Origin of the sequence: Aestuariimicrobium kwangyangense DSM 21549, assembly GCF_000421525.1 — a bacterium.
Taxonomy (GTDB): domain Bacteria; phylum Actinomycetota; class Actinomycetes; order Propionibacteriales; family Propionibacteriaceae; genus Aestuariimicrobium; species Aestuariimicrobium kwangyangense.
In genome coordinates this window covers 155,714-176,373 of the sequence record NZ_ATXE01000001.1, presented here as the reverse complement: position 1 = coordinate 176,373, position 20,660 = coordinate 155,714, and the positions used below count along the sequence as shown (strand labels likewise).

Sequence of the window (20,660 nt, the reverse complement as noted above, 5' to 3'; positions counted from 1 at the left end):
TCACAGCGCGCGCATCCCCCCATTTTGCGCATCCCCCCAAATGCTCGTGGTCCGGGTTCCCACATGCCCGGGTACTGATGTCCGCCGGTGACCCGCCCGATGGGTTCCGCGAGCACCGTGAGGGGCTGACAGCGGCTCGCGCGCCGGGTGTCGACTGGTGACCGCTGGCAACCCGGGGAACCGGTTGATGCCTGCCATCGCGACCACTTTCCGCTACGCGGACATGTTTCCGATCGGCGGGGACACGACCCCTTGTCGGCCGCGCACCACCAATGGCGTGGAGGCCATTCAGGGCCCGGCGGGAGCCCCTTCCTTCGCATCGCTCCGGAGGCGTTGACGACGCTCGCCCAGACGGCGATGCACGACATCGCGCACTGCCTTCGTCCGCACCTGCGCGTCGTCCGATCGCAGGCTTCGAAGGCCGCCCACGGCTGACACACAGCCCGCGCACAGCCAACGGGCGTCAACTCGAGTCATGTCAGTCACCGTTCGTCCTTCCTCACAGCAGGCGCCCCCGCGTCAGGGTCGGGTGCCCGCCGCTCCCCGCCCCTCCTGGGGGCGGTCAGACGGGGCCAGCCTCCCCGGTGCCCGCCGGCGCAGCTGGCTGCGTCGGGCCAGGGCCGATCTGGTCACCGTCACCGGGTGGGTGCTGATCGCCGCGTCCGTGGCTGTCTTCCTGGCCGGACGATCGGACTACGGGTTCGGCAGCATCGCCAAGGCGCTCACCAGTCTGGGCGCCATCGCAGGTCTGGTCGCCATGACCCTGATGGTGCTGATGTTGCTGCTGGCCGCGCGGATCCCGTTCGTCGACCGAGCGATCGGTCACGACGGGGCGCTCGAGCTGCACAGGCGGCTCGGGCCCAGTACCTTCATCACCCTCGGCCTGCACATCTTCTTCCTCACCGCCGCCTGGTCGGTGACGGCCGGCAGTTGGTCGGGTGGGATCTCCGACCTGTGGAGCACCCCCGACGTCGTGCTGGCCATCGTCGGCACGGGCGTCGCCGCACTGGTGGGACTCACGTCCGTCCCGGCCGCCCGGCGCCTCATCCCCCGCGAGGTGTGGCATGTCGTCCACGTCACCAGCTACGCCGCCATCGGGCTGGCCATCCCCCACCAGTTCACGACGGGCGGACTGTTGGCCGGCGGTGTCGTCCGCGACTACTGGGTGCTGCTGCTGAGTGCCACCGCGGCGGCGCTGGTGGCCTTCCGGGTGGTCCGTCCGTTGGTCGGCTCACTCGAGCACGGACTGCGCGTCGCCTCGGTTCGCCCCGTCAGCCGCGACTCCGTCTGCATCACCATGACCGGCCGCAACCTTGACCACCTGGGGGCGCGCCCGGGCCAGTTCCTCAGCTGGCGCTTCTGGGCACCGGGGCTGTGGTGGCACGCCCACCCGTTCTCGCTGTCGGCCGCGCCCGACGGACGAAGCCTCAGCATCACCGTTCGTGGACTGGGTACCGGCACTCGCTCCCTGGCTGCGGTTCGCCTGGGTACGAGGGTGAGCGTCGAGGGACCCTTCGGGCTGCTCACGCCGGACGTGCGCACCCGCGTCCCGGTCGTGCTCGCCGGTGCCGGAGTCGGACTGGCCCCGCTGAAGTCGTTGCTGGAGGGCATGGAGGTCGAGCCGGGCCGGGCGGTCGTGATCGCCCGGGGCTCTCGCCAGGACGACCTGGTCCACCTCGCCGAGTTCGACCGGCTGTGCCGCGCCAAGGGCGCCCAGTTGGTGGTGCTCACGGGATCACGCGGGGGCAGCTGGGCCCCCGCCAGCGCGGGTCCCCTGCACCTGGCCCACGTCGTCGGCTGGATCGCCCAGGCCGACCTCTACATCTGCGGACCCCAGGCCTGGGCCGACGCCCTGACCGAGGAAGCCATGCAGGCAGGCCTCGATGCCGACCACATCCACCACGAAAGGTTCTCCTGGTGAGTACTCGATCAACCATCGCAGCCGTCACGGCCGGGGCGGGGGTTCTCGCGCTCGGCTGGAACATCGGCACCGTCAACTCACAGACCCTGGGTGCCAGCCAGCCGTCGACCACCCAGTCGACCACCCAGTCGACCACGACCCAGTCCGGCAGCACTGGATCCGGCGCGACGGGGGCGGGTCAGACCGGCAGGTCCGGCTCCACGGGGCAGTCGGGGGACCAGTCGACGACGAGCCAGGCAGCACCGAGTTCCAGCGCCCCGTCCGCGAGCGGTCAGGCGAGCACTCCCTCGTCCGGGCTGAAGGACGGGACCTACACCGGTCAGACGATCAACCACCAGTACGGATCGGTCACCGTCACCGTGACCGTCTCGGGCGGAAGGATCTCGGGCCTGTCCGAACAGGTCTCCTCCGATGGCGACCACCACTCCATCCGCATCGACGAGCAGGCCGTGCCGATGCTCCGCAGTGAGGTGCTGGCCGCCAACTCCGCCGCCGTGAACACGATCTCGGGGGGTACCTACACCTCTGAGGCCTACCTGCAATCCCTGCAGAGCGCCCTCGACCAGGCGAAATGAGGCGACATGAAGGCAGACATGAGCAGGTCCGTGAGCCACGCCACCCCTGACCGCCTCGTCTTTGAGACCATGGGCACCGTGGGGTCGTTGGTGGCTCCCGGCGGACTGCCGGCCAACCTGGGCCCGCGGGTGATGTCGGTCTTCTCCGAGATGGACGAACGGTTCAGCCTCTACAAGCCCCAGTCAGAGGCGAGTCGGGTGAGCCGACGTGAGCTGGCGTTCGCCGATGCCTCGCCTGCCTACCGGTCGGCCTACTGGGTGGCCCACGACTGGGGAACACTGACCGACGGCGCGTTCCATCCGTACCGGCTTGACGGCACCATCGACCTGCACGGCGTGGTGAAGGCCCTCGCCATCGACGCGGCCGCCGATCTCTTGCAGGGCCTGCCCGACTGGTGCCTGAACGTGGGTGGTGACCTGGTGGCACGCGGCCACGACGCCGACGGACGGCCGTGGGTCGCGGGCATCGTCGACCCCGACGACCAGCACCAGTTGGTCAGCCAGGCACTGCTGACCGAGGAGTTGCCCGCCGTCGCGACCTCGGGCACGGCGCTACGAGGCGAACACATCTGGCGACTGCCCCAGGAGCACCAGTTCAGACAGGTCACGGTGCAGGCCCGCGACATCGTCACGGCCGACGTCCTTGCCACCGCGATCATGGCGGGGGGTCGCCAGACCCTGCAGCAGATGCAGACCGAGCACCAGCTCGAGGTGCTGGCGTTCGGTCAGACCGGCGATGTCTGGGCCACTCCGGCGTTCCGGGCCTGACACGAAAGAACCCTGAATTGACGAACACCCTGAACCGACGAACACCCTCAACCGACGAACACCCTGTGCCGAGGGCACAGGGTGTTCGTGGTGGGGACGAGTTCCCCGGTGCTGAGCTGCGTCAGCGGTCGGACATCGGCACGTAGTTGCGCTCGACCTCGCCGGTGTAGATCTGTCGGGGGCGACCGATCTTGCGTGCCGGGTCGTTGCGCTCCTCGCGCCACTGGGCAATCCATCCGGGCATGCGGCCCATGGCGAACAGCGCGGTGAAGTAGTTCGCGGGGAAGCCCATGGCCTCGTAGATCAGACCGGTGTAGAAGTCGACGTTCGGGTAGAGACGACGTGAGACGAAGTAGTCGTCCTTGAGGGCCGTCTCCTCCAGCTCGAGTGCCATGTCGAGCAGCGCATTCGACTTGCCCGAGACCCGCAGCAGTTCGTCCGCGTGGCCCTTGATGATCTTGGCGCGGGGATCGTAGTTCTTGTAGACGCGGTGACCGAAGCCCATCAGCTTGACGCCCGACTTCTTGTCCTTGACCTGCGAGACGTAGGTCTTGGCGTCGAGTCCCTGGTGCTTCAACTGGGTGAGCATCTCGAGCACCGCCTGGTTGGCACCGCCGTGGAGCGGGCCCGACAGGGCGTTGACGCCAGCCGAGACCGACGCGTAGATCGAGGCATCGGCCGAACCCACCATGCGCACGGTCGAGGTCGAACAGTTCTGTTCGTGGTCGGCGTGCAGGATGAACAGGGTCTCGAACGCGCGGACGACTGCCGGGTCGATCTCGTACTCCTCCTGGGGGGAGCCGAACGACAGGCGAAGGTAGTTCTCGACGTAGTTCAGCTTCGTCTGCGGGTACAGGAAGGGCTCACCCACCGAGCTCTTGTAGGCATAGGCGGCCAACGTCGGGGTGGAACCCATCAGCCGCAGGCTTGCCTGCTCGACCTGCTCGGGGTCGTCCACCGACAGGGTGTCGCGGTTGAAGGAGCCGAGCGCCATCACACCGGCTGCCAGCACCTGCATCGGGTGGGCGCCGCGCGGGAAACAGCGGAACAGTTCGCGCATGCGCTCGTCCAGCAGCATGCGGCGCGAGATCTTGCCCGCGAACGTGTCGAGCTGCTCCTGGGAGGGCAACTCGCCGTAGATCAACAGGTACGAGACCTCGAGGAAGGTGGACTCCTCGGCCAACTGTTCGATCGGGTAGCCGCGGTACCTCAGGATGCCCTGGTCGCCATCGATGAAGGTGATGGACGAACGGCACGAGGCGGTGTTGACGTATCCGACGTCGAGAGTGGTGTTGCCGGTCGTGGCCAACACCTTTGAGATGTCGTAGCCGTTGTTCCCGGCGGTTGCGTCAATCCCGGCGAGCTCGAGTTCGCCGCCCTCGTACTTCAGGGTTGCAGGTGTTGGCATCGCTTCCATTCCTCCTTGAACCGAAGACCACCGGTCTCCCGACATCATCGAGGCGGGTGACAGCCAGTGGTCCAGTGATTCGACCCTACCCTCAGCGGAGGTGCCCGGACCACCCGTGACCAACGGCGGTGGTCGCTTGGCACCGTGCAGGTGACCACGGCGTTCGTGGGTGTTCGCCCAGTGCGGAACCCGCGCTCGTTCCGACGAGCACATTCACCCGGCAGAGCAGCGCAAGAGGGCGTCCGGTGTGTGCGTGTGAGCTTCCGCACCATCGCTGCGTGTGGAGAGCCGCCACCGCAACTGGCACAGTGTGCCTGTGGCCAAGCTGATCACGGAACGATCCCTGACCGACCACGTGTTGCGTCTGGGTGACAACCACCCGCCGATTCCCCTGGAGTCCGCCGACCGGACGATCCATCGTCCCGACCTGGTGCGGGAGCGGTTCGCCGGAGTGATCGACTACCTGGCGCGCGTGGAACTCGAGGTCGACCGCAATGTGCTCGAACTGTTGACGATCCTGCCCGAGGTGAGCGAGGTCGACCGTCTCTTCTACCAGGACGTCTGGTACGACCAGGAAATGGCGCACGGTTACCTGCTCGACCAACTGCAGGTCGACCTGGGACTCGAACCCGCCCAGGCCTTCATGACGGTGCCGTTGCGCATGCGCCTGCTGGGCGCCATGGCTCACGTGCAGCCCATCCAGGAAGTGAGTCGCTTCCTCTACTACCTCACCGGCGCCTCGACGGAGCGGCAAGCGGTGCTCGCCTATTCGACGCTGATCCAGGAACTGGACCGGATGGGGGAGCACGCCATTGCCAGGACCGTGATCCACCCCATCAAGCAGCAGGAACCGGGGCACTTCGCCTTCTACCAGATGTCTGCGACCAAGATGGTGCAGGACCAGGTGCTCGCCCCATGGCAGATGTTCCTCGCGAAGCAGTTGCGGTCGAAGAGTTTCACGCTCGTGGGCGTCGACTACGTCAAGCAGTTCCAGGCCGACATGGGCGGCGTGGTGGTCGGTCTTGGCTACGACCAGGAGATCGAGCTGTACGCCCGTGAGTTGGGTCGCCTCGAGGCCCGCCTGTTGTGGGCCAACCACAACGGCATGGAGTTCCCGCCCTACTTCCTCAAGGCGCTGCGCGAATCGGTGGAGATGTACCGGGGTCAGGGCAGCTTCGCCCGCCCGTGACGTGGTTCCGTCACGGTCGCTCCGCTCCCCACTCAGTGGCAGGCACACGGGCGCTCAGCTCGAACCGTGACCCGGAATTCAGTTGCCGCGATGTGCCACGCTGGACCGCGTGAAGAAGCTGACCGCCGATGAGATCCGCGCCTCCTTCGTCAACTGCTCGAAGGGGGTGGCGCAGCGGCTCTCGCTGCCCGACCTCGATGCGCAACCCTGGGACGACCTCGACCTGCTGGGTTGGGTCGACCCCAGCGGCTCGGGCACCTCGTACCTGGTCACCGAGCGCCCGGTCCACGGTTCCGAGGACGATTCCGAACCGATCGGGTTCGTGTTGCGGGCGAGCAAGGGGTCGGGGGTCAAGCGGCAGAGCATGTGCTCCCTGTGCCTCACGGTGCACTCCAGCTCCGACGTTGCGCTGATGACGGCGGCCCGACCCGGCGCGGCCGGTCGTGCCGGCAACTCCCGCGGCAACTACCTGTGCGCCGACCTCGGCTGTTCGTTGTACGTGCGCGGCCTGCGGCAACCGGCCCGGGTGCAGCCCCACGAGACGATCACCCGCGAGGTCAAGGTGATGAGGTTGCGCAGCAACCTCACGGAGTTCGTGGAGCGGCTCGCGCAGGAGTGACCTCCCTCGCGTCCTGCCGGAGGGGGGTGGTGGTCGAGGCGGCGCTCTCGGAGCGCGTGAGCGTGGGCCCGACGTGGGACGGGTTGGTGTCGGTGGCGTAACAGTGTCACCGAATTGTGTGAATTCGTGGACATGGGACACAGCCCTGGCCTAGGTTCACCCCATCCTTTAGTCGTGGTCGTCCCAATCGTGAGGTGCACCCGTGCGCAAGAAACTCCCTGTGTTGCTGGGAGCTGGCGTCCTGGCGCTGGCCTTCCCCGCCACTGCCCATGCCGAACCAGCGAACAACGTCAAGAACTTCCAGACAGTCGAGGCCGGCGCCAAGCTGGCCTCCGAATTCCGCCCCGGAGCCGCCAACCCTGATGCGACCGTCAAGGTCGTCGTCCAGTTGACCGCCGACCCCGTCGCCGTGGTCGAGGCCAACCAGGGCAAGCTCAGCAAGAGCCAGAAGGCCCAGCTGCGTTCCAGCCTCAAGGCCTCCCAGGAGGAAGTGGTCAAGGCCGTCAAGGCCAAGGGTGGACGGGTCGAGGCCCAGATGCAGTCGGCCATCAACGGTGTGAAGGTGCAGGTCAAGCGTGGCGACGTCGCCTCCCTGGCTGCCCTGCCCGGAGTGAAGTCCGTCACTGCCGTGCACGTGTACACCTTCGACAACGCCACCTCGGTTCCCTACCTGGGCGCCCCCCAGGCGTGGGAGTCCACCGGCAAGACCGGCAAGGGTGTCAAGGTCGCCATCATCGACACCGGTATCGACTACACCCACGCCGATTTCGGTGGTCCCGGCACCGCAGCCGCGTATCAGGCCGCGCATGCCAACGAGACGAAGCCGGCCGATCCGAGCCTCTTCGGGCCCAACGCCCCGCGCGTCAAGGGTGGCATCGACCTCGTCGGTGATGCCTACAACGCGAACGTGGCCGGCTCGGTGCCCAAGCCAGACCCCAACCCGCTGGACTGCCAGGGTCACGGGTCTCACGTGGCCGGCACCGCCGCAGGCGGCGGTGTGACCGCGGACGGGGCCAGCTACACCGGCCCCTACGACTCGTCCACCACCACCAAGGCATGGACCGTCGGACCCGGCGTCGCTCCGCAGGCAGACCTGTACGCGGTCCGCGTGTTCGGCTGCGCGGGCTCGACCGACGTCACCACCGAGGCCATCGACTGGGCCGTCGCCAACGACATGGATGTCATCAACATGTCGCTGGGTTCCACCTACGGGCGTGACGACGACGCCTCGGCCGTGGCTGCCAGCAACGCCGCCGCTGCCGGTGTCGTGGTCGTCGCCTCGGCAGGGAACTCCGGTGGCAACCCCTACATGACCGGTTCGCCCGCCAGTGGGTCGGGGGTCATCTCGGTTGCGGCCAGCGATTCGACCGCCACCTTCCCCGGGGTGAAGCTCAGCTTCAACGGCAACACGGTCGAGGCGATCAACGCCAACGCCGCGACCATCCCCAGCACGCCCTTCAACATCGTCGTGGTGAAGGACAACCCCGCCACCCCGGCGAACGAGGCCGAGGGTTGCTCACCGGCGTCGTTCACCAACGCGGGCATCTCGGCCGACCCTGCGGCACCGGCCCAGGTGGCCGTCGTCGTCCGTGGTACCTGCGCCCGGGTCGCCAAGGCCATCTACGGCCAGCAGGCCGGTGCCGATGCGGTGGTCATGGTGAACTCCACCAATGACCTGCCCCCCTACGAGGGCCCCATCACCGAGAACCCCGACACCGGAGCGGCCTACACCGTCACCATTCCCTTCGTGGGGGTGCGGAGCTCCGACGGCCCGCTGTTCAACGCCGCTGCCGGTCAGGCCCTGACCATGGCAGCCGCCCAGATCAGCAACCCCGGATTCGGCAAGGCAGCCTCGTTCTCCTCGGGTGGACCCACCAACGGTTCGTCCAGCCTGAAGCCGGGCGTCACCGCCCCGGGAGTGTCGATCTCGTCGGTCGGGGTGGGTACCGGCAACGGCAACGCCATCATGTCGGGCACCTCGATGGCTGCTCCGCACGTGACCGGCGTCGCTGCCTTGGCGGTGCAGGCGCACCCGACGTGGAGCGGTGTCGAGATCAGCAACGCGCTCGTGTCCACCTCCGACGCCTCCAAGCTGTCGGACTACCGCGTCACCCGTGAGGGCAACGGTCTGGTCGACATCAGGCAACTGCTCAACACCTCGGTGCTCGCCTCCGGGGACGCCTGGAATGCCAAGAACACCAGGCAGACCGAGGCCTCGCTCAGCTTCGGGGAGGCCGAGTTCGGCAAGGACTACGTCAAGACCAAGTCGGTCAGCCTGACCAACAAGGGCACCACGGCACGCACGTTCAGCCTGTCGAGCGTGGCCAGCCCGCAGTCGAAGCCGGCCAAGGTCTCGATCTCGCCCGCAACCGTGACGGTTCCCGCCGGCGCGACCGTCAAGGTCGACGTGACCCTGTCGGTGAACGCCAGCGACATCCCCTCGTCGATGGCTGGCCCCGGTCAGTGGTCGTTCTTCGAGGTGTCGGGTCGGGTTGTCGCCACCTCCGGTGACGAGACCCTGGCGGTGCCCTACCTGCTGGTGCCTCGCTCCACCAGCCAGGTGACGGCCACCAGCAAGGGCCAGTTCGACCTGGCCAGGTCGAGTGCTGTCGTCCAGGTGAAGAACGGTCAGGCCCAGCCGGGCACGGCCGACTTCTACACCCTCGGTGTCACCGACAAGAAGGGTGACGCCAGCTCCTACTACGGTGGCGTCGACCTGAGGGCTGCCGGTGTGCAGTCCTTCGCCGACGGGTCGGACCAGTTGATGGTCTTCGCCGTGAACTCGTGGACCCGCTTCTCGAACGCGGCCACGCTGGAGTATGACGTCGTCCTCGACACCAACCGGGACGGCAAGGCCGACAAGATCGTCTTCGCGGTCGACTCCGGCCTCGTCCGTGCCGATGACCCCAACGGTGTGACCGAGGTCTTCATCTACGACGTGGCCACCAAGGGGCTGTCGGTCTCCGGCTTCCTCGCGCAGGCGCCGACGGACTCCTCGACGGTGCTGCTGCCGGTCTACGCCAGTGACCTGGATGTGACCCAGGCGTCGGGTGCCTTCGACTGGTCGGCGGCCAGCTACTCCATCGAGGACAGCTCCGTCGGGGACGAGTTCTCGGGAACGGCTCACTACAGCCCGTGGAACAAGGCGATCAGCGACGGTGACTGGGTCGAGCTGGCGAAGGGCCAGAAGGCCGAGGTCAAGCTCGCCATCGACCCGGCGGCCGCGTCGGCCACCAAGCCCCTGGGCGTGATGGTCGTCTCGTACGACAACCACTCCGGGGCCGACGAGGCCCTGCTGGTGACCGCACGATGAGGCACCCTCGCTGCTGACGCGACCACCACGTGGTTCGACCAGGCCCCCGGAGCCCAGGCTCCGGGGGCCTGTTCACGTCCGGGGCCGAGGGCCCGGCGCGGGAGCCCGAGGGTCAGGAGGCTCTGGAAGCGGCGGTGGTCAAGGCTGGTCGACCAGCAGCCGTCGCAGGGTCCGTTCACCCAGACGCGACATCTGCGGGTTGCTCGTGCGGTAGTACCACCACAGCCCGATCGCCTGCTCGAAGGCCCACGCCCGACCGCGCTGCCACTCCTCGTCATCGCTGCCCAGGCGTTCGCGCACCGACTGCCACCACTCGGGGCCGAGCAGGTGCCAGACCGAGACCAGGTCGAGGGACCGGTCGGCGGGTCCGAAGCCACCACCGTCGAGCAGCCCGACCAGTCGGCCGTCGGCCACCAGCACGTTGCCGGGGATGAGGTCACCGTGAGCCATCACCGGCGGCGTCGAGGCGAACCCCAGGTCGCGGAAGCCGTGCCACAGGCGGGTCAGCCGTCCCATGGTCTCGGAATCGACGAAGCGGGCTGTCTCGTGCAGGCAGGTCTCGACCCAGGGTCCGTGGTCGGCGACGCTGCCCCCACGCCCCCTGCCGCAGAAGGGACGACCGCGCGTGTCGGCCTCACGGAAGGCCGTGACCAGGCTCACGAGGTCATCGGCGAACCCAGCGGTGGAGGTCTCGGCCCGGAACCCGTCCACCCCGTCGAGCCACGTCTGCACTGCCCAGGGCAGGGGGTGACCGTGCCCCGGCTCGCCCACCCCGAGCGGACGAGGGGTGGCCACGGGTGAGATCTGCGCCAGCTCTGCCAGGGCGGCCTGCTCGGCCGCCAGGTCGTCGCGCAGCTGGTCGGGGCCCGCTCCCGGCTGCAGGGGGAACCGAGCCGTGACTTCGTCACCCACCCGGAAGATGGCGTTGACCGTTCCCGAGCCCGTCACCGGGGTCACGGTGGGGTGACGGCCCACGAGTGGGCCGAACTGCCCGGCGAGCAACCGCGCGACCACGTCGATGGAGATGTCGATCTGGTCAGCATGCATGACCGGACCGGCGGTGGTGGGGGTGTCACTCATGGCAGCAACCCTAGGATCGGGGGCCATGAGCCGCGCGAACCCGATGAGACGCCCGAACATTGCCTTCGTGATGTCGGATGACCACGCCGCCCACGCCATCGGCGCCTACGGCTCGAGGATCAACCGCACGCCCCAGCTCGACCGGCTGGCTGACGAGGGGGCGTTGTTCGAGGCGGTGTACTGCACCAACTCGGTGTGCGCACCTTCACGCGCGACGATCCTGACCGGTACGTACTCGCACCTCAATGGCGTGCGCTCGATCTACGAGGACTTCGACTACCGCCTGCCCACCTTCCCGCAGGTGCTCCAGCGCAAGGGTTACGCCACCGCCCTTTTCGGCAAGTGGCATCTCGGGGAGGCCGACGAGAACCTGCCGCAGGGGTTCGACGACTGGGCCATCTTCCGGGGTCAGGGCGAGTACTTCGACCCCGAGCTGATCACGGCCGAGGGTTCGTCCCACGTGGAGGGCTACGCCACTGACCTGATCACGGATCTGGCCTGCGACTGGATCGCAGGGCGCGAGCCGGACCAACCCTTCTGCCTGCTGCTGCACCACAAGGCTCCCCATCGCCCCTGGGAGCCCCACCCCCGCCACGCCGACGCCTACCCGGTCGGCACCATCCCCGAACCCGACACCCTGTTCGACGACTACGAGACCAAGCCGACGGCCGTGAAGGTGGCGCGCATGCGGGTCTCGGACGACCTCACGGTCACCGACGTCAAGGAAGACGTGCCCGCCGAACTGCTGGGTGAGGAGAACCGGGTGGAGCGCACCCGCTGGAACTACCAGCGCTACATGCGTGACTACCTGGGCTGCATCCAGGCGATCGACGAGTCGATGGGACGAGTGCTCGACTCCCTCGACGCGGCAGGGGTGGCCGAGGACACGCTGGTCATCTACACCTCCGACCAGGGCTTCTTCCTCGGGGACCACGGCTGGTACGACAAGCGATTCATCTACGACGAGTCGTTGCAGATGCCCTTCCTGGCCCGCTGGCCCCGGGTGATCGCCCCCGGCACGCGGGTGGCGAGGTCGCTGACCAATGTCGACTTCGCGGCCACCTTCCTCGACCTGGCCGGTCTCGGGCCCGCCGACCTCCCGCAGCAGCAGGGCGAGAGCTTCGTCCCCCTGTTCGGTGACCCTGCCGCCGGCACCGGTCACGCCGACTCGGTGTACTACCGCTACTGGGAGCACGACGACCCCAGCCACGGGGCCTGGAGCCACTACGGCGTGCGGACCGCGACCCACAAGCTCGTCTACTACTACGCCGCGGGGCTCGGGGTGAAGGGGGCCAGTGACAAGGTTTACCCCCCTGAGTGGGAGTTGATCGACCTCGTCAACGACCCCCAGGAGCTGGTCAACGTCGCCGACGACCCTCAGTACGCCCACGTGCGGGCCGAGCTGGAACGTGAGCTGGCGAGACTGCAACGCCACTACAACGATGAGCCCTACGTCGGCTGAGCAGGCACCCGCCTGGTGTCTTGTGGGGTTGAGTGGGGAGCGGAGCGACCCTGTCGAACCCCGGGGTGAGCTTCAGCCCCGGTTGCGCAGGCGGTTCTCCTCGATGGTCACCTTGCGGTGCACCTGACGCTCGTGCACCAGCCACTCCGGCGGGTCTGCGATCAGTTCACCGATCTGGTCGCTGGTCAGGGCCTCGGTGATGCCCGAGCGGGCCAGCCCCGACTTCGACACCCCGAGCTTCTGTGCCATCACGTCGCGGGGGAAGGGTCCGTTGCGGCGCAGATCGACCAGCCACTGGGGCGGGTTGGCGCGCAGTTCGTCCACCTCGGCACGGGTGATCGGGGTGTTCTGGAAGTCCTCGGGTGCCGCGGGCAGGTGGATGCCGAGCTTGGCCGCCGCAGTGGCCGGCTTCATCGTTTGGCTCATGCGGGGAAGCGTAGACCGGTTAGCCTCGGCGGGTGACCACTGAGCCCGGCGATGCCGTCCCCGAACCCGTCGACCGACCCCGGGTGAGCAGGCGCGGGCTGAGGGTGGGATTCGTGCCTGGAGTGACGCTCACGAAGTGGCGACGCATCTGGGCTGAGCGCTTCCGGTCGTCACTCGAGGTGGTGGAACTCGCCCAGGACGACCAGCGGCGGGCACTGGTCGAGGGACGGGTCGACCTGGCCTTCGTCCGCCTGCCCATCGACCGCTCGGGGCTGCACCTGATCACGCTCTACGACGAGGTCCCCGTGGTCTGGATGAGCGGCGACCACCTGCTGGCAGCCCTCGACGAGGTCAGCTCGGACGATCTCGTGGACGAGCGCGTGATCACCCACGCCGACCCCGGGAGCATCGAGCTCGCCACCTGGTCAGCGGCCGTGCTGCGGGTGCCGATGTCGATCGCACGCAGCGGCAGCCGGAAGGACCTCGTGCACCGGGTGGTGACCGACGCCGAACCCACCACCATCGGGTTGGCGTGGCTGGTCACCAACGACCACCCCCTGGTCGAGGAGTTCATCGGCGTCGTCCGCGGACGAAGTGCCACCAGTTCACGCAGCGCGCAGGAGAGAGCCGGCCGGTCAACACCGGCACCGGCCACCCGGACCAGCCCGAAGGCCCGTCGTCCTAGACCTCGCGCAACCCGACGCGGACGGTGATCGGCTCGCGCTGACCGCCGACGTGCACGATGTCGTCGCCGTCCACGGTCAACTGCGTGCGGTGCTGGCCCAGTGCTCGCTTCACGACCCCGAGCTTGTCGGTGAGGTCGAGCCACTCGACCCCCTCACCGATCGAGCCCTCGCCGAAGCGCTCCGAGTGGCCCGCCTGGAACACCTCGGCCAACGGCAGACGAAGTCGCCGGGTCGCGATCTCGACCGCCTCACGGGCACGCACGTGGTCGGGGTGCCCATACCCGCCGAGTTCGTCATAGGTGATCACCAGATCGGTCCGCACCGACTCGAGCCAGGCGGCGATGTCGCCGGCGACCTCGTCGACCGGCGACAGGCTGAACGCGTGATCGGGGGAGTCGAGGGCAGGTCCGGCGACCGACGGGGTGACCCAGCGCATGCCCGAGTCGGAGTAGCGGCGTTCCTGCAGTCCCGCGACCCGCGCGCTGCCCTGGCCGAGGAACTCGGCGCGTTCCACCCCCAGGGTGGCGAGCGCCCGCGCCAGTTCACGTTCGCGTTCGGCATCGAGGTCGTCGGCGTGGTGCAGGGCGTCGGCGTCACTGACGTCGAAGGTTCCCGGCACGATCTCACCGCGTTCCCCACGGGTGGCGGTCAGCACCCTCACCTCGACCCCGCGTTCGCGCAGGTGGGCGATCAGCGCACCGGTGGCGATCGTCTCGTCGTCGGGGTGGGCGTGCACGATGGCGACACGTCGCACGTCGTCGAGCAGGGGGTGGGTCACGGACGACTCCTGGGTCGAGGTCGGGTGGGCATGGGCCCGCGAGGTGAGCGACTCGTACAGCTCCACCAGCGCGGTGGCCGTGTGGTTCCAGTCGAAGCGACGGGCGTGGATGGGCGCGACGACACTCATTCGCTCGTGCAGCCCCGGGGTGGTGAGCACGTGCGTGATTGCCTTGCCCCATTCGGCCGGGTCGCGGGAGTCCATCAGTTGCCCCGTTTCGCCGTGCACGACCGCCTCACGCAGACCACCCGCGGCGGCGGCGATCACGGGCACCCCGGAAGCCGCGGCCTCCAGCGCGATCAGCCCGAAGGTCTCCGAGTGCGAGGGGACGAGCATCAGCCGGGCCCCGCGGATCAGTTCGGCCAGCGACTCGCGGTCCTGACCGCCCACGAACTCGACCTCCTCGGACAGCCCCAGCCGCCCCACGAGCGCGGCGAGGTCTCGTCCGTAGTCGGCGAAGTCGGCGGAGTAGTCGCCGGCGATCACCAGCCGTGGGCGAAGCCACTTCTCGACATGGGCGAGGGCGCGCATGGCGAGGTCTGGCCCCTTCAGAGGTTGCAGCCGCGCCGCGAAGACGGCGTACCCGGGATCGTCCCGATCCGGTCCCACCACTCCGCCCGGGCGTGGGAAGAACTGGGTGCGGTCGACGCCAGGGGCCACGATGTGCACCCGATCGGGGTTGGCCCCGCAGCGTTGCACCACCGTTCCGGCCTCCGCGGCCGAGATGGCGACCACGGCATCGGAGGTCTGGGCGGTGACCCGCTCCCCGGGAACGCGGGCTGGCGACTCCGGGGGTTCCCCGCTCGACAAGGGGGATCCCGGCAGGGCCGCGACCGAATGGAAGCTCTGCACGTGCGGCACCCGCCACCCACGGGCCACGTCGAGGGCGGCCACCCCCGACATCCAGTGGTGGGAGTGGACGATCCCGGGGGCCTCGAGCCCGGCGAGCCCGGCCCGGAACTCGTCGATGTGGGCGTCGATCTCCGACTTCGCCAAGGGAGCCAGGGGGCCGGCGGGCAGCGTCACCAGGGTGATCCGCCCGGGTGCGCCCTCGGGGCCGACCTCGGTGCTGTCGGCATCGTCCGGGCTGGACTTGCGGGTGACCAAGGTGACGTCGTGCCCCTGCCGAGCCAGGGCGGTGGCGATGTTCCATTCGACGACGTTCATGCCTCCCGCGTCCCCCGACCCGGGGGTGGCGACGGGGGAGGTGTGCATCGACACGAACATGATCTTCACGCGTCGAGCGTAGCGATCAGGCTCTCGGGAGCCGACAGCCGTCAGCCCTCAGCACAAACCCGAGCAGCGACCACGCGGACGTCCTCCACCCCGGCTTTCGGGCCTTGGGTGTTCGCAACGGGTGTTCGGGAACGGGTGATCAGGACGACAGGATGCGCAGGACCACCTCGGCGGCCGCAGCGCTCACCCGATCGACCGTGGCCGCATGGTCAGCGGCCGCGTCGACCCCGCACAGGTCGGAGATACCGCGCACCGAGACGAAACCGATGCCGAACGAGTGCGCCACCTGGGCGATGGCCGTGGCCTCCATCTCGACGGCGACCGTCCCGGGGAAGTCAGCCAGCACCTTCTCGATCAGCGGACCGGCCACGAACACGTCGGCCGATGCGTGGGGTCCGACGACCACCCCGTCCAGCCCGGCCACGGCGGCCAGGGCCGAGGGGTCGGCAGGGAAGTGCTCCGGCATGCCCGGCACCTGTCCCAGCACGTAACCGAAGGCGACCGCGTCGGCCTGGTGGTGGCGATGTTCGCTGCCGACGGCCACCTGACCCACCGAGACGGCCCCGGCGAACCCGCCGGCTGACCCCACCGAGACGACCAGGCCCGGTTCGAGTCCTTCCCCGGACAGGCGCAGCAGCGCGGCGGTGGTGGCGAGGGCCGCGTTGACCAGACCGATGCCCGACCTGACCAGCAGCACCTCGGACTCGGCCAGGCGGGCCGGCTGCAACCGGGCGCCGCCGACCTCCACCGCGTCGCCGGTCACCTCACCACGGGCCAGGAGGGGCGCGAACTCCGACTCCATGGCTGCCACGATGACGGCGCGAACCCTCGTCCGGTCTGCTGTCGTCGACCGGGCGGGGTTCGAGTGGCCTGGATTCGAGTGGCCGGGATTCGAGTGGCCGGGATTCGAGTGGACGGGGTTCTCCGGGAGGGGGGAGGAACTCACGCGGTGACCCGGGCCCACTCGTCGCGCTTGCCCAGGAATTCCCGCGCAGCGGCCTGTGCACCTTCGAGGGTGTGCGAGGCGGCCCATCCGCACTGCACCTCATTGGCGGCGGGCACCTCGGTGGCGTTGACGACGTCGTTGAGGGCCTGCTCGAGCGTCGTCAGGAATCCCTCGAATCCGCCGAGCGACTCCTGGTTCACCACGAGCACGTAGAAGCCCGTCTGGCAGCCCATCGGCGACACGTCGATCACGTTGTCGACGTGGTCGCGGATCTTCTCGGCGATGGTGTGCTCGAGTGAGTGCACCGTCGGCATCTCCAGGTGCGACTGGTTGGGCTGGGTGAAGCGCACGTCGTACTTGGTGAGCACGTCACCGCCGGGCAATTGCTTGGTGTCGGCCACGCGGACGTAGGGCGCCGCCACGGTGCGATGGTCGAGGTTGAAGCTCTCGACGTTCATCTTCTGGGTCATGACGCCCACCCTAGTCCGAGGGTTCTACGCTCCCGGCCCGTGCGCGGTCGCCTGCACGATCGGCCCCAGTTCCAGCCACCACTGCTCCAGTGGGCGCCGGTGCTTCATGTCCATCACTTCGTGGAAGTGGGCCAGGTTGCCGGTCTCGATCCCGGAAGCTGTGAGGCCGACGTAGAGACCGTCGTGCTTCCCGGACGCGAACTGTCCGCCGATGACATTGAGCGCCCGGCTCACCAGCCTGACCGCCAGGAGTCGGTCGAAGGGGGTCGGGTTCCCGCCCTGCTGCAGGTGACCGAGGATGGACTGGCGCACGTCGAAGAGGTCGCCACCCCCCTCGTCGAACAGTCGGGCGAGGAAGTCGGTGGTGTAGTGGTCATTGGCGCCCTCGCTCCGCACCGCCAGGAACAGGCGTCGTCCGGTCGCGAAGGAGTCACGCATCCACTCCAGATCGGTGACCAGGTCGTCGAGGGTGATGCCTTCCTCGTGCAGGTAGATCCGCTCCGCACCGCCGGCCAGTCCGCCGATGGCGGCCAGGTAGCCGCACTGGCGTCCCATCGTCTCGATCACGAAGCAACGTTTCGTCGCCGTACCGGACTGCTTGATGCGGTCGATCGACTCGGTGATGGCGTTCAGGGCGGTGTCCGCGCCGACCGAGAGTTCCGAGCCCGGCAGGTTGTTGTCGATGCTGGCGGGCACGCACACGATGGGCAGGTTGAAGGCGGGGTAGCGGTCGCGTTCGTGGTTGAGCAGCCAGGCCCCTTCGTAGGCATTGAAGCCGCCGACCACCAGCAGGGCCGAGATCCGGTTGTCCTCGATGGCCCGTGAGATGGAGTAGAGGTGCTCGATCTCGGGCACGTCGCGCTTGGTGCCCAGGTTGGCCCCGCCCTCGCCCATCCAGCCCTCGACGTCGCCCCAGCCGAGTTCGGTGAGGTCGCCGTCTCGCAGCCCGTCGAAGCCGTTGCGGACCCCCAGCACGCTGAATCCCCGACTCAGGCCCAACCGCACCGCCGCCTCGGCGGCGGTGTTCATGCCGGGCGCCAGTCCACCGGCGTGCAGGACCGCGATCCGCTGGGTGTCGGGGGAGGACGACTCGACGTGCTCGGGATTGTTCAACTCGTCGAAGATGTCGGCCATCTCGTGGAAGGAGCCCCCTCGCAGTTGCATGGCCCCCTCGAAGTCCTGCTCCTGGATGCGCACCGGCACCTGCCGGGTGCGCTCGACCGCCTCGACCAGGTCGAAGGCGGCCACCCTGTTGCCGCGGATGCCGAGCACGGTGCCCGCATCCCCCGGCCGGGCGGCGAGAACCTGGTGCACGGCCTTGTACCCCAGCCAGGTCGAGGCCCACCGGTCGTAGGCACTGGGACGACCGCCCCGCTGCACGTGACCCAGGATGGTGATTCGGGCGTCCTCGTTGAGTTTGTCCTTGATGACATCGGCCACCAGGCGGGCCGTGATCGGGGTGCCGTGCCGATCCTGGGCGCCCTCGGCCACGATCACCATCGACTCGCGGCGACCTTGGGCTCGGCCACGGCTGAGGGCGGCAGCCATCCTGTCCTCCCACCCGTCGGCGGGCGGGTTCTCGGGTACGAACACCCAGTCGCACCCGCCGGCGATCGCCGACATCAGCGCCAGGTAGCCGCAGTGTCGTCCCATCACCTCGACCACGAAGCGGCGCTGGTGGCTGGCCGAGGTGGACGAGAGCGCGTCGAGCGCGTCGATGATGCGGTGCAGGGCGCTGTCGGCGCCGATGGTGGTCTCGGTTCCCACCAGGTCGTTGTCGATGGAACCGACCAGTCCGGCGATCATCAGGGCGGGGTGGGCGTCGGCGCTGGTCTGGCTGATGCGCCCCTCGGCGACCAGTTCGTCGAGCAGGCCCGGCCACTCGCGTGAGAACAGGTCGAGGCCCGACAGGGACCCGTCACCGCCGATCACGATCAGCCGGTCGATCCCGCGGTCGACCAGGTTCGCGGCGGCCTTCTTGCGTCCCCAACGCTCCTTGAAGTCGAGACTGCGAAAGGTGCCGATGACGGTGCCACCGCGGTGCAACACCGAGCCGACGTCGTCCCAGCTGAACTGCTTGATCCCGTCGCCGCCTTCGATCATGCCTTGGTAGCCCTCGTAGATGGCGAAGGCCTCGGCGCCCATCGAGAGCGCGGTGCGGACGACGGCCCTGACGGCCGCGTTCATGCCCTGGGCATCGCCTCCGGAGGTCAGGATGCCCAGCCGGGGGACCGACCCGCTGGCGGCCACGGCGCGGGCTGGGGCATCCGCGAGCGGAGCGGCGTCGGCGGAAGGCAGGGCTGGTGTCGCTGGCACGCCCCCAGTGTCGCAGTCGCCGTCGTCCGGGCCGAGGGTGGGCCAGAAGTTGCCGTCGAGTCGGGCAACCGGTGGGGCCTCCGGGGCGTGTGAGGGACGAGGGGTCGAGGATGGTCCCGAACACTGACGGGGAGGAGAGCGACGAGATGACACGCGGGAGCCGTCGTTGGTTGGCCGCGGCCATGGTCGGGGCGCTGGCCGTCACAGGCTGCGCGCGGATCCCGCTGGACGGCCCGAGTTCGGCGACGACAAGGCCGTCGACGGCAGGCACGACCGTCGGCGAGCGGTCCCCACGGCCGACCGCCCCGGCGGCGAGCCCCACCGGGTCGACCACCGCCCAGCACCGCGCCGCCACCCTGGTGTTCTCCGGCGACCTGCTGTGGCATGACTCCGTGTGGCTCTCCGCCGCCGACGACCATCGCCGCACCGGCAAGGGCGACACCTACGACTTCGACCCGATGTTCGCTGCCATGAAGCCCGTGATCTCGTCGGCCGACCTCGCCGTCTGCCACGAGGAGGTGCCGTTCGCCAAGCTCGGCCAGGCGCCTGTCGGCTATCCCACCTTCCGTGCACCTCGGCAGATCGCCGCGTGGATCCCGACCATGGGGTGGGACGCCTGCACCACGGCCTCGAACCATTCCATCGACCAGGGGTTCAGCGGCCTGAAGGACACCTATGACCTGCTGCGCCAGCACGGGGTGCAACCCGTCGGCACGTTCCCCACGGCAGCGGCCCGGGCCACCCCGGTGATCCTCACCACCCGGCAGGGAGTGCGCATCGGCCTGGTCTCGGGCACCTACGCCACCAACGGCATCCCGCTGCCGAAGGGTCGGGAGTGGTCACTGTCGATGTGGGACGCCGACAACCTGCTCGCGCAGGCCCACCGCGCCCGGCAGGCGGGGGCCGACTTCGTCGTCGTGTCGATGCACGGTGGGGACGAGTACCAGACCGCCCCCAACCAGGCGCAACGTGAACTGGTGCGCAGACTGACGGCGTCGTCCGATGTCGACCTGGTCGTGGGCGAGCACGTGCACGTGGTGCAGCCCATCACCAGGGTCAACCACACCTGGGTGGTCTACGGCATGGGCAACCTGGTCGCCCAGCACCTGACCGACGTGCCCAGGGGCTACGAGGGGATCACGGTGCGGTTCACGGTGGCCGAGCGTTCCGGGGGTGGGTTCGAGGTGTCGAGGGCCGAGTACATACCGACGCTGGTCACCCACTACAGCCCCGGCCATCCCGTCCGGATCCTCCCCGTCGTCCCGAGCCTGGCCAGCGGTACGGGCGACCGGGCGCGGCTGCAGGTGGCCCTCCAGCGGACCCGCCAGGCCGTCCATTCCATGGGTGGGGACGAGGGGCTGAGCGAGGGTTGACCGTTTACGCTGGACCCGCTACAAACTGAATGGCCACTCTGTTTGAATGGAGCCAGGAAACATCGTCGTCCTCCTGCGCGGAGGAATCCAGTCA

16 protein-coding genes are annotated in these 20,660 nt (G+C 68.7%); 9 read left to right on the top strand and 7 right to left on the bottom strand.

Translation table 11 applies throughout. From position 1 onward, the window contains the following. Positions 1-475: 475 nt before the first annotated feature. The 3 genes from H507_RS0100860 to H507_RS0100850 are packed head-to-tail and all read left to right on the top strand — an operon-like array spanning position 476 to position 3,264. The gene (locus tag H507_RS0100860) at positions 476-1,921 is read left to right on the top strand and encodes a ferredoxin reductase family protein (RefSeq protein ID WP_026377584.1); all 1,446 of its coding nucleotides are present in this window, start codon (positions 476-478) and stop codon (positions 1,919-1,921) included. Next, positions 1,918-2,496, top strand: a complete 579-nt coding sequence (locus H507_RS0100855) for an FMN-binding protein (protein ID WP_022908830.1) — start codon at positions 1,918-1,920, stop codon at positions 2,494-2,496. The genes H507_RS0100860 and H507_RS0100855 overlap by 4 nt, the downstream gene beginning before the upstream one ends. An 18-nt stretch (positions 2,497-2,514) precedes the next feature. Further along, positions 2,515-3,264: an FAD:protein FMN transferase gene (locus H507_RS0100850; RefSeq protein WP_051139590.1), complete on the top strand. Its 750-nt coding sequence runs from the start codon at positions 2,515-2,517 to the stop codon at positions 3,262-3,264. A gap of 121 nt (positions 3,265-3,385) precedes the next feature. Here the strand turns inward: H507_RS0100850 and H507_RS0100845 are convergent, their stop codons facing one another. Then, positions 3,386-4,672, bottom strand: a complete 1,287-nt coding sequence (locus H507_RS0100845) for a citrate synthase (protein WP_026377582.1) — start codon at positions 4,670-4,672, stop codon at positions 3,386-3,388. Between the two features lie 316 nt (positions 4,673-4,988). On the opposite strand from H507_RS0100845, the gene H507_RS0100840 reads away from it, so the two are divergent. The 3 genes from H507_RS0100840 to H507_RS0100825 all read left to right on the top strand — a co-directional run bounded on the left by H507_RS0100840 (position 4,989) and on the right by H507_RS0100825 (position 9,793). Continuing rightward, positions 4,989-5,861: a hypothetical protein gene (locus H507_RS0100840; protein WP_022908827.1), complete on the top strand. Its 873-nt coding sequence runs from the start codon at positions 4,989-4,991 to the stop codon at positions 5,859-5,861. A gap of 109 nt (positions 5,862-5,970) precedes the next feature. Beyond that, positions 5,971-6,480: an FBP domain-containing protein gene (locus H507_RS0100835; RefSeq protein ID WP_022908826.1), complete on the top strand. Its 510-nt coding sequence runs from the start codon at positions 5,971-5,973 to the stop codon at positions 6,478-6,480. A gap of 202 nt (positions 6,481-6,682) precedes the next feature. Further along, positions 6,683-9,793, top strand: a complete 3,111-nt coding sequence (locus H507_RS0100825; RefSeq protein ID WP_026377580.1) for a S8 family peptidase — start codon at positions 6,683-6,685, stop codon at positions 9,791-9,793. A gap of 138 nt (positions 9,794-9,931) precedes the next feature. Here H507_RS0100825 and H507_RS0100820 read toward each other — a convergent pair whose 3' ends face one another. Continuing rightward, positions 9,932-10,873, bottom strand: a complete 942-nt coding sequence (locus tag H507_RS0100820) for a phosphotransferase (protein WP_022908823.1) — start codon at positions 10,871-10,873, stop codon at positions 9,932-9,934. A gap of 25 nt (positions 10,874-10,898) precedes the next feature. Between H507_RS0100820 and H507_RS0100815 the strand changes: the two genes are divergently transcribed. Then, positions 10,899-12,335: a sulfatase family protein gene (locus H507_RS0100815; RefSeq protein ID WP_040437340.1), complete on the top strand. Its 1,437-nt coding sequence runs from the start codon at positions 10,899-10,901 to the stop codon at positions 12,333-12,335. A 72-nt stretch (positions 12,336-12,407) separates the two neighbouring features. Here H507_RS0100815 and H507_RS0100810 read toward each other — a convergent pair whose 3' ends face one another. Beyond that, entirely contained in the window at positions 12,408-12,761 is a 354-nt protein-coding gene (locus tag H507_RS0100810) for a DUF5997 family protein (RefSeq protein WP_026377578.1), read from the bottom strand. Between the two features lie 32 nt (positions 12,762-12,793). On the opposite strand from H507_RS0100810, the gene H507_RS13780 reads away from it, so the two are divergent. Then, positions 12,794-13,474, top strand: a complete 681-nt coding sequence (locus tag H507_RS13780) for a LysR substrate-binding domain-containing protein (RefSeq protein ID WP_022908820.1) — start codon at positions 12,794-12,796, stop codon at positions 13,472-13,474. Here H507_RS13780 and H507_RS17915 read toward each other — a convergent pair. The 4 genes from H507_RS17915 to H507_RS0100785 all read right to left on the bottom strand — a co-directional run bounded on the left by H507_RS17915 (position 13,443) and on the right by H507_RS0100785 (position 19,127). After that, positions 13,443-15,452 (bottom strand): glycosyltransferase, encoded by a 2,010-nt coding sequence (locus H507_RS17915; protein ID WP_245558825.1) that lies wholly within the window; start codon positions 15,450-15,452, stop codon positions 13,443-13,445. The two genes, H507_RS13780 and H507_RS17915, sit on opposite strands and share 32 nt — an antisense overlap. Positions 15,453-15,600: 148 nt before the next feature. Further along, positions 15,601-16,494, bottom strand: coding sequence for a 5'-methylthioadenosine/S-adenosylhomocysteine nucleosidase (gene mtnN, locus H507_RS0100795; protein ID WP_281166919.1), 894 nt, complete (start codon positions 16,492-16,494; stop codon positions 15,601-15,603). Next, positions 16,404-16,877, bottom strand: a complete 474-nt coding sequence (locus H507_RS0100790; protein WP_022908817.1) for an S-ribosylhomocysteine lyase — start codon at positions 16,875-16,877, stop codon at positions 16,404-16,406. Before H507_RS0100790 ends, mtnN begins: the two co-directional genes overlap by 91 nt. A gap of 24 nt (positions 16,878-16,901) precedes the next feature. Further along, on the bottom strand, positions 16,902-19,127 hold the full coding sequence (locus H507_RS0100785) for a 6-phosphofructokinase (RefSeq protein WP_022908816.1): 2,226 nt from the start codon (positions 19,125-19,127) through the stop codon (positions 16,902-16,904). 176 nt (positions 19,128-19,303) lie between these two features. Between H507_RS0100785 and H507_RS0100780 the strand changes: the two genes are divergently transcribed. Continuing rightward, positions 19,304-20,566: a CapA family protein gene (locus tag H507_RS0100780; protein WP_022908815.1), complete on the top strand. Its 1,263-nt coding sequence runs from the start codon at positions 19,304-19,306 to the stop codon at positions 20,564-20,566. Positions 20,567-20,660: the final 94 nt, after the last annotated feature.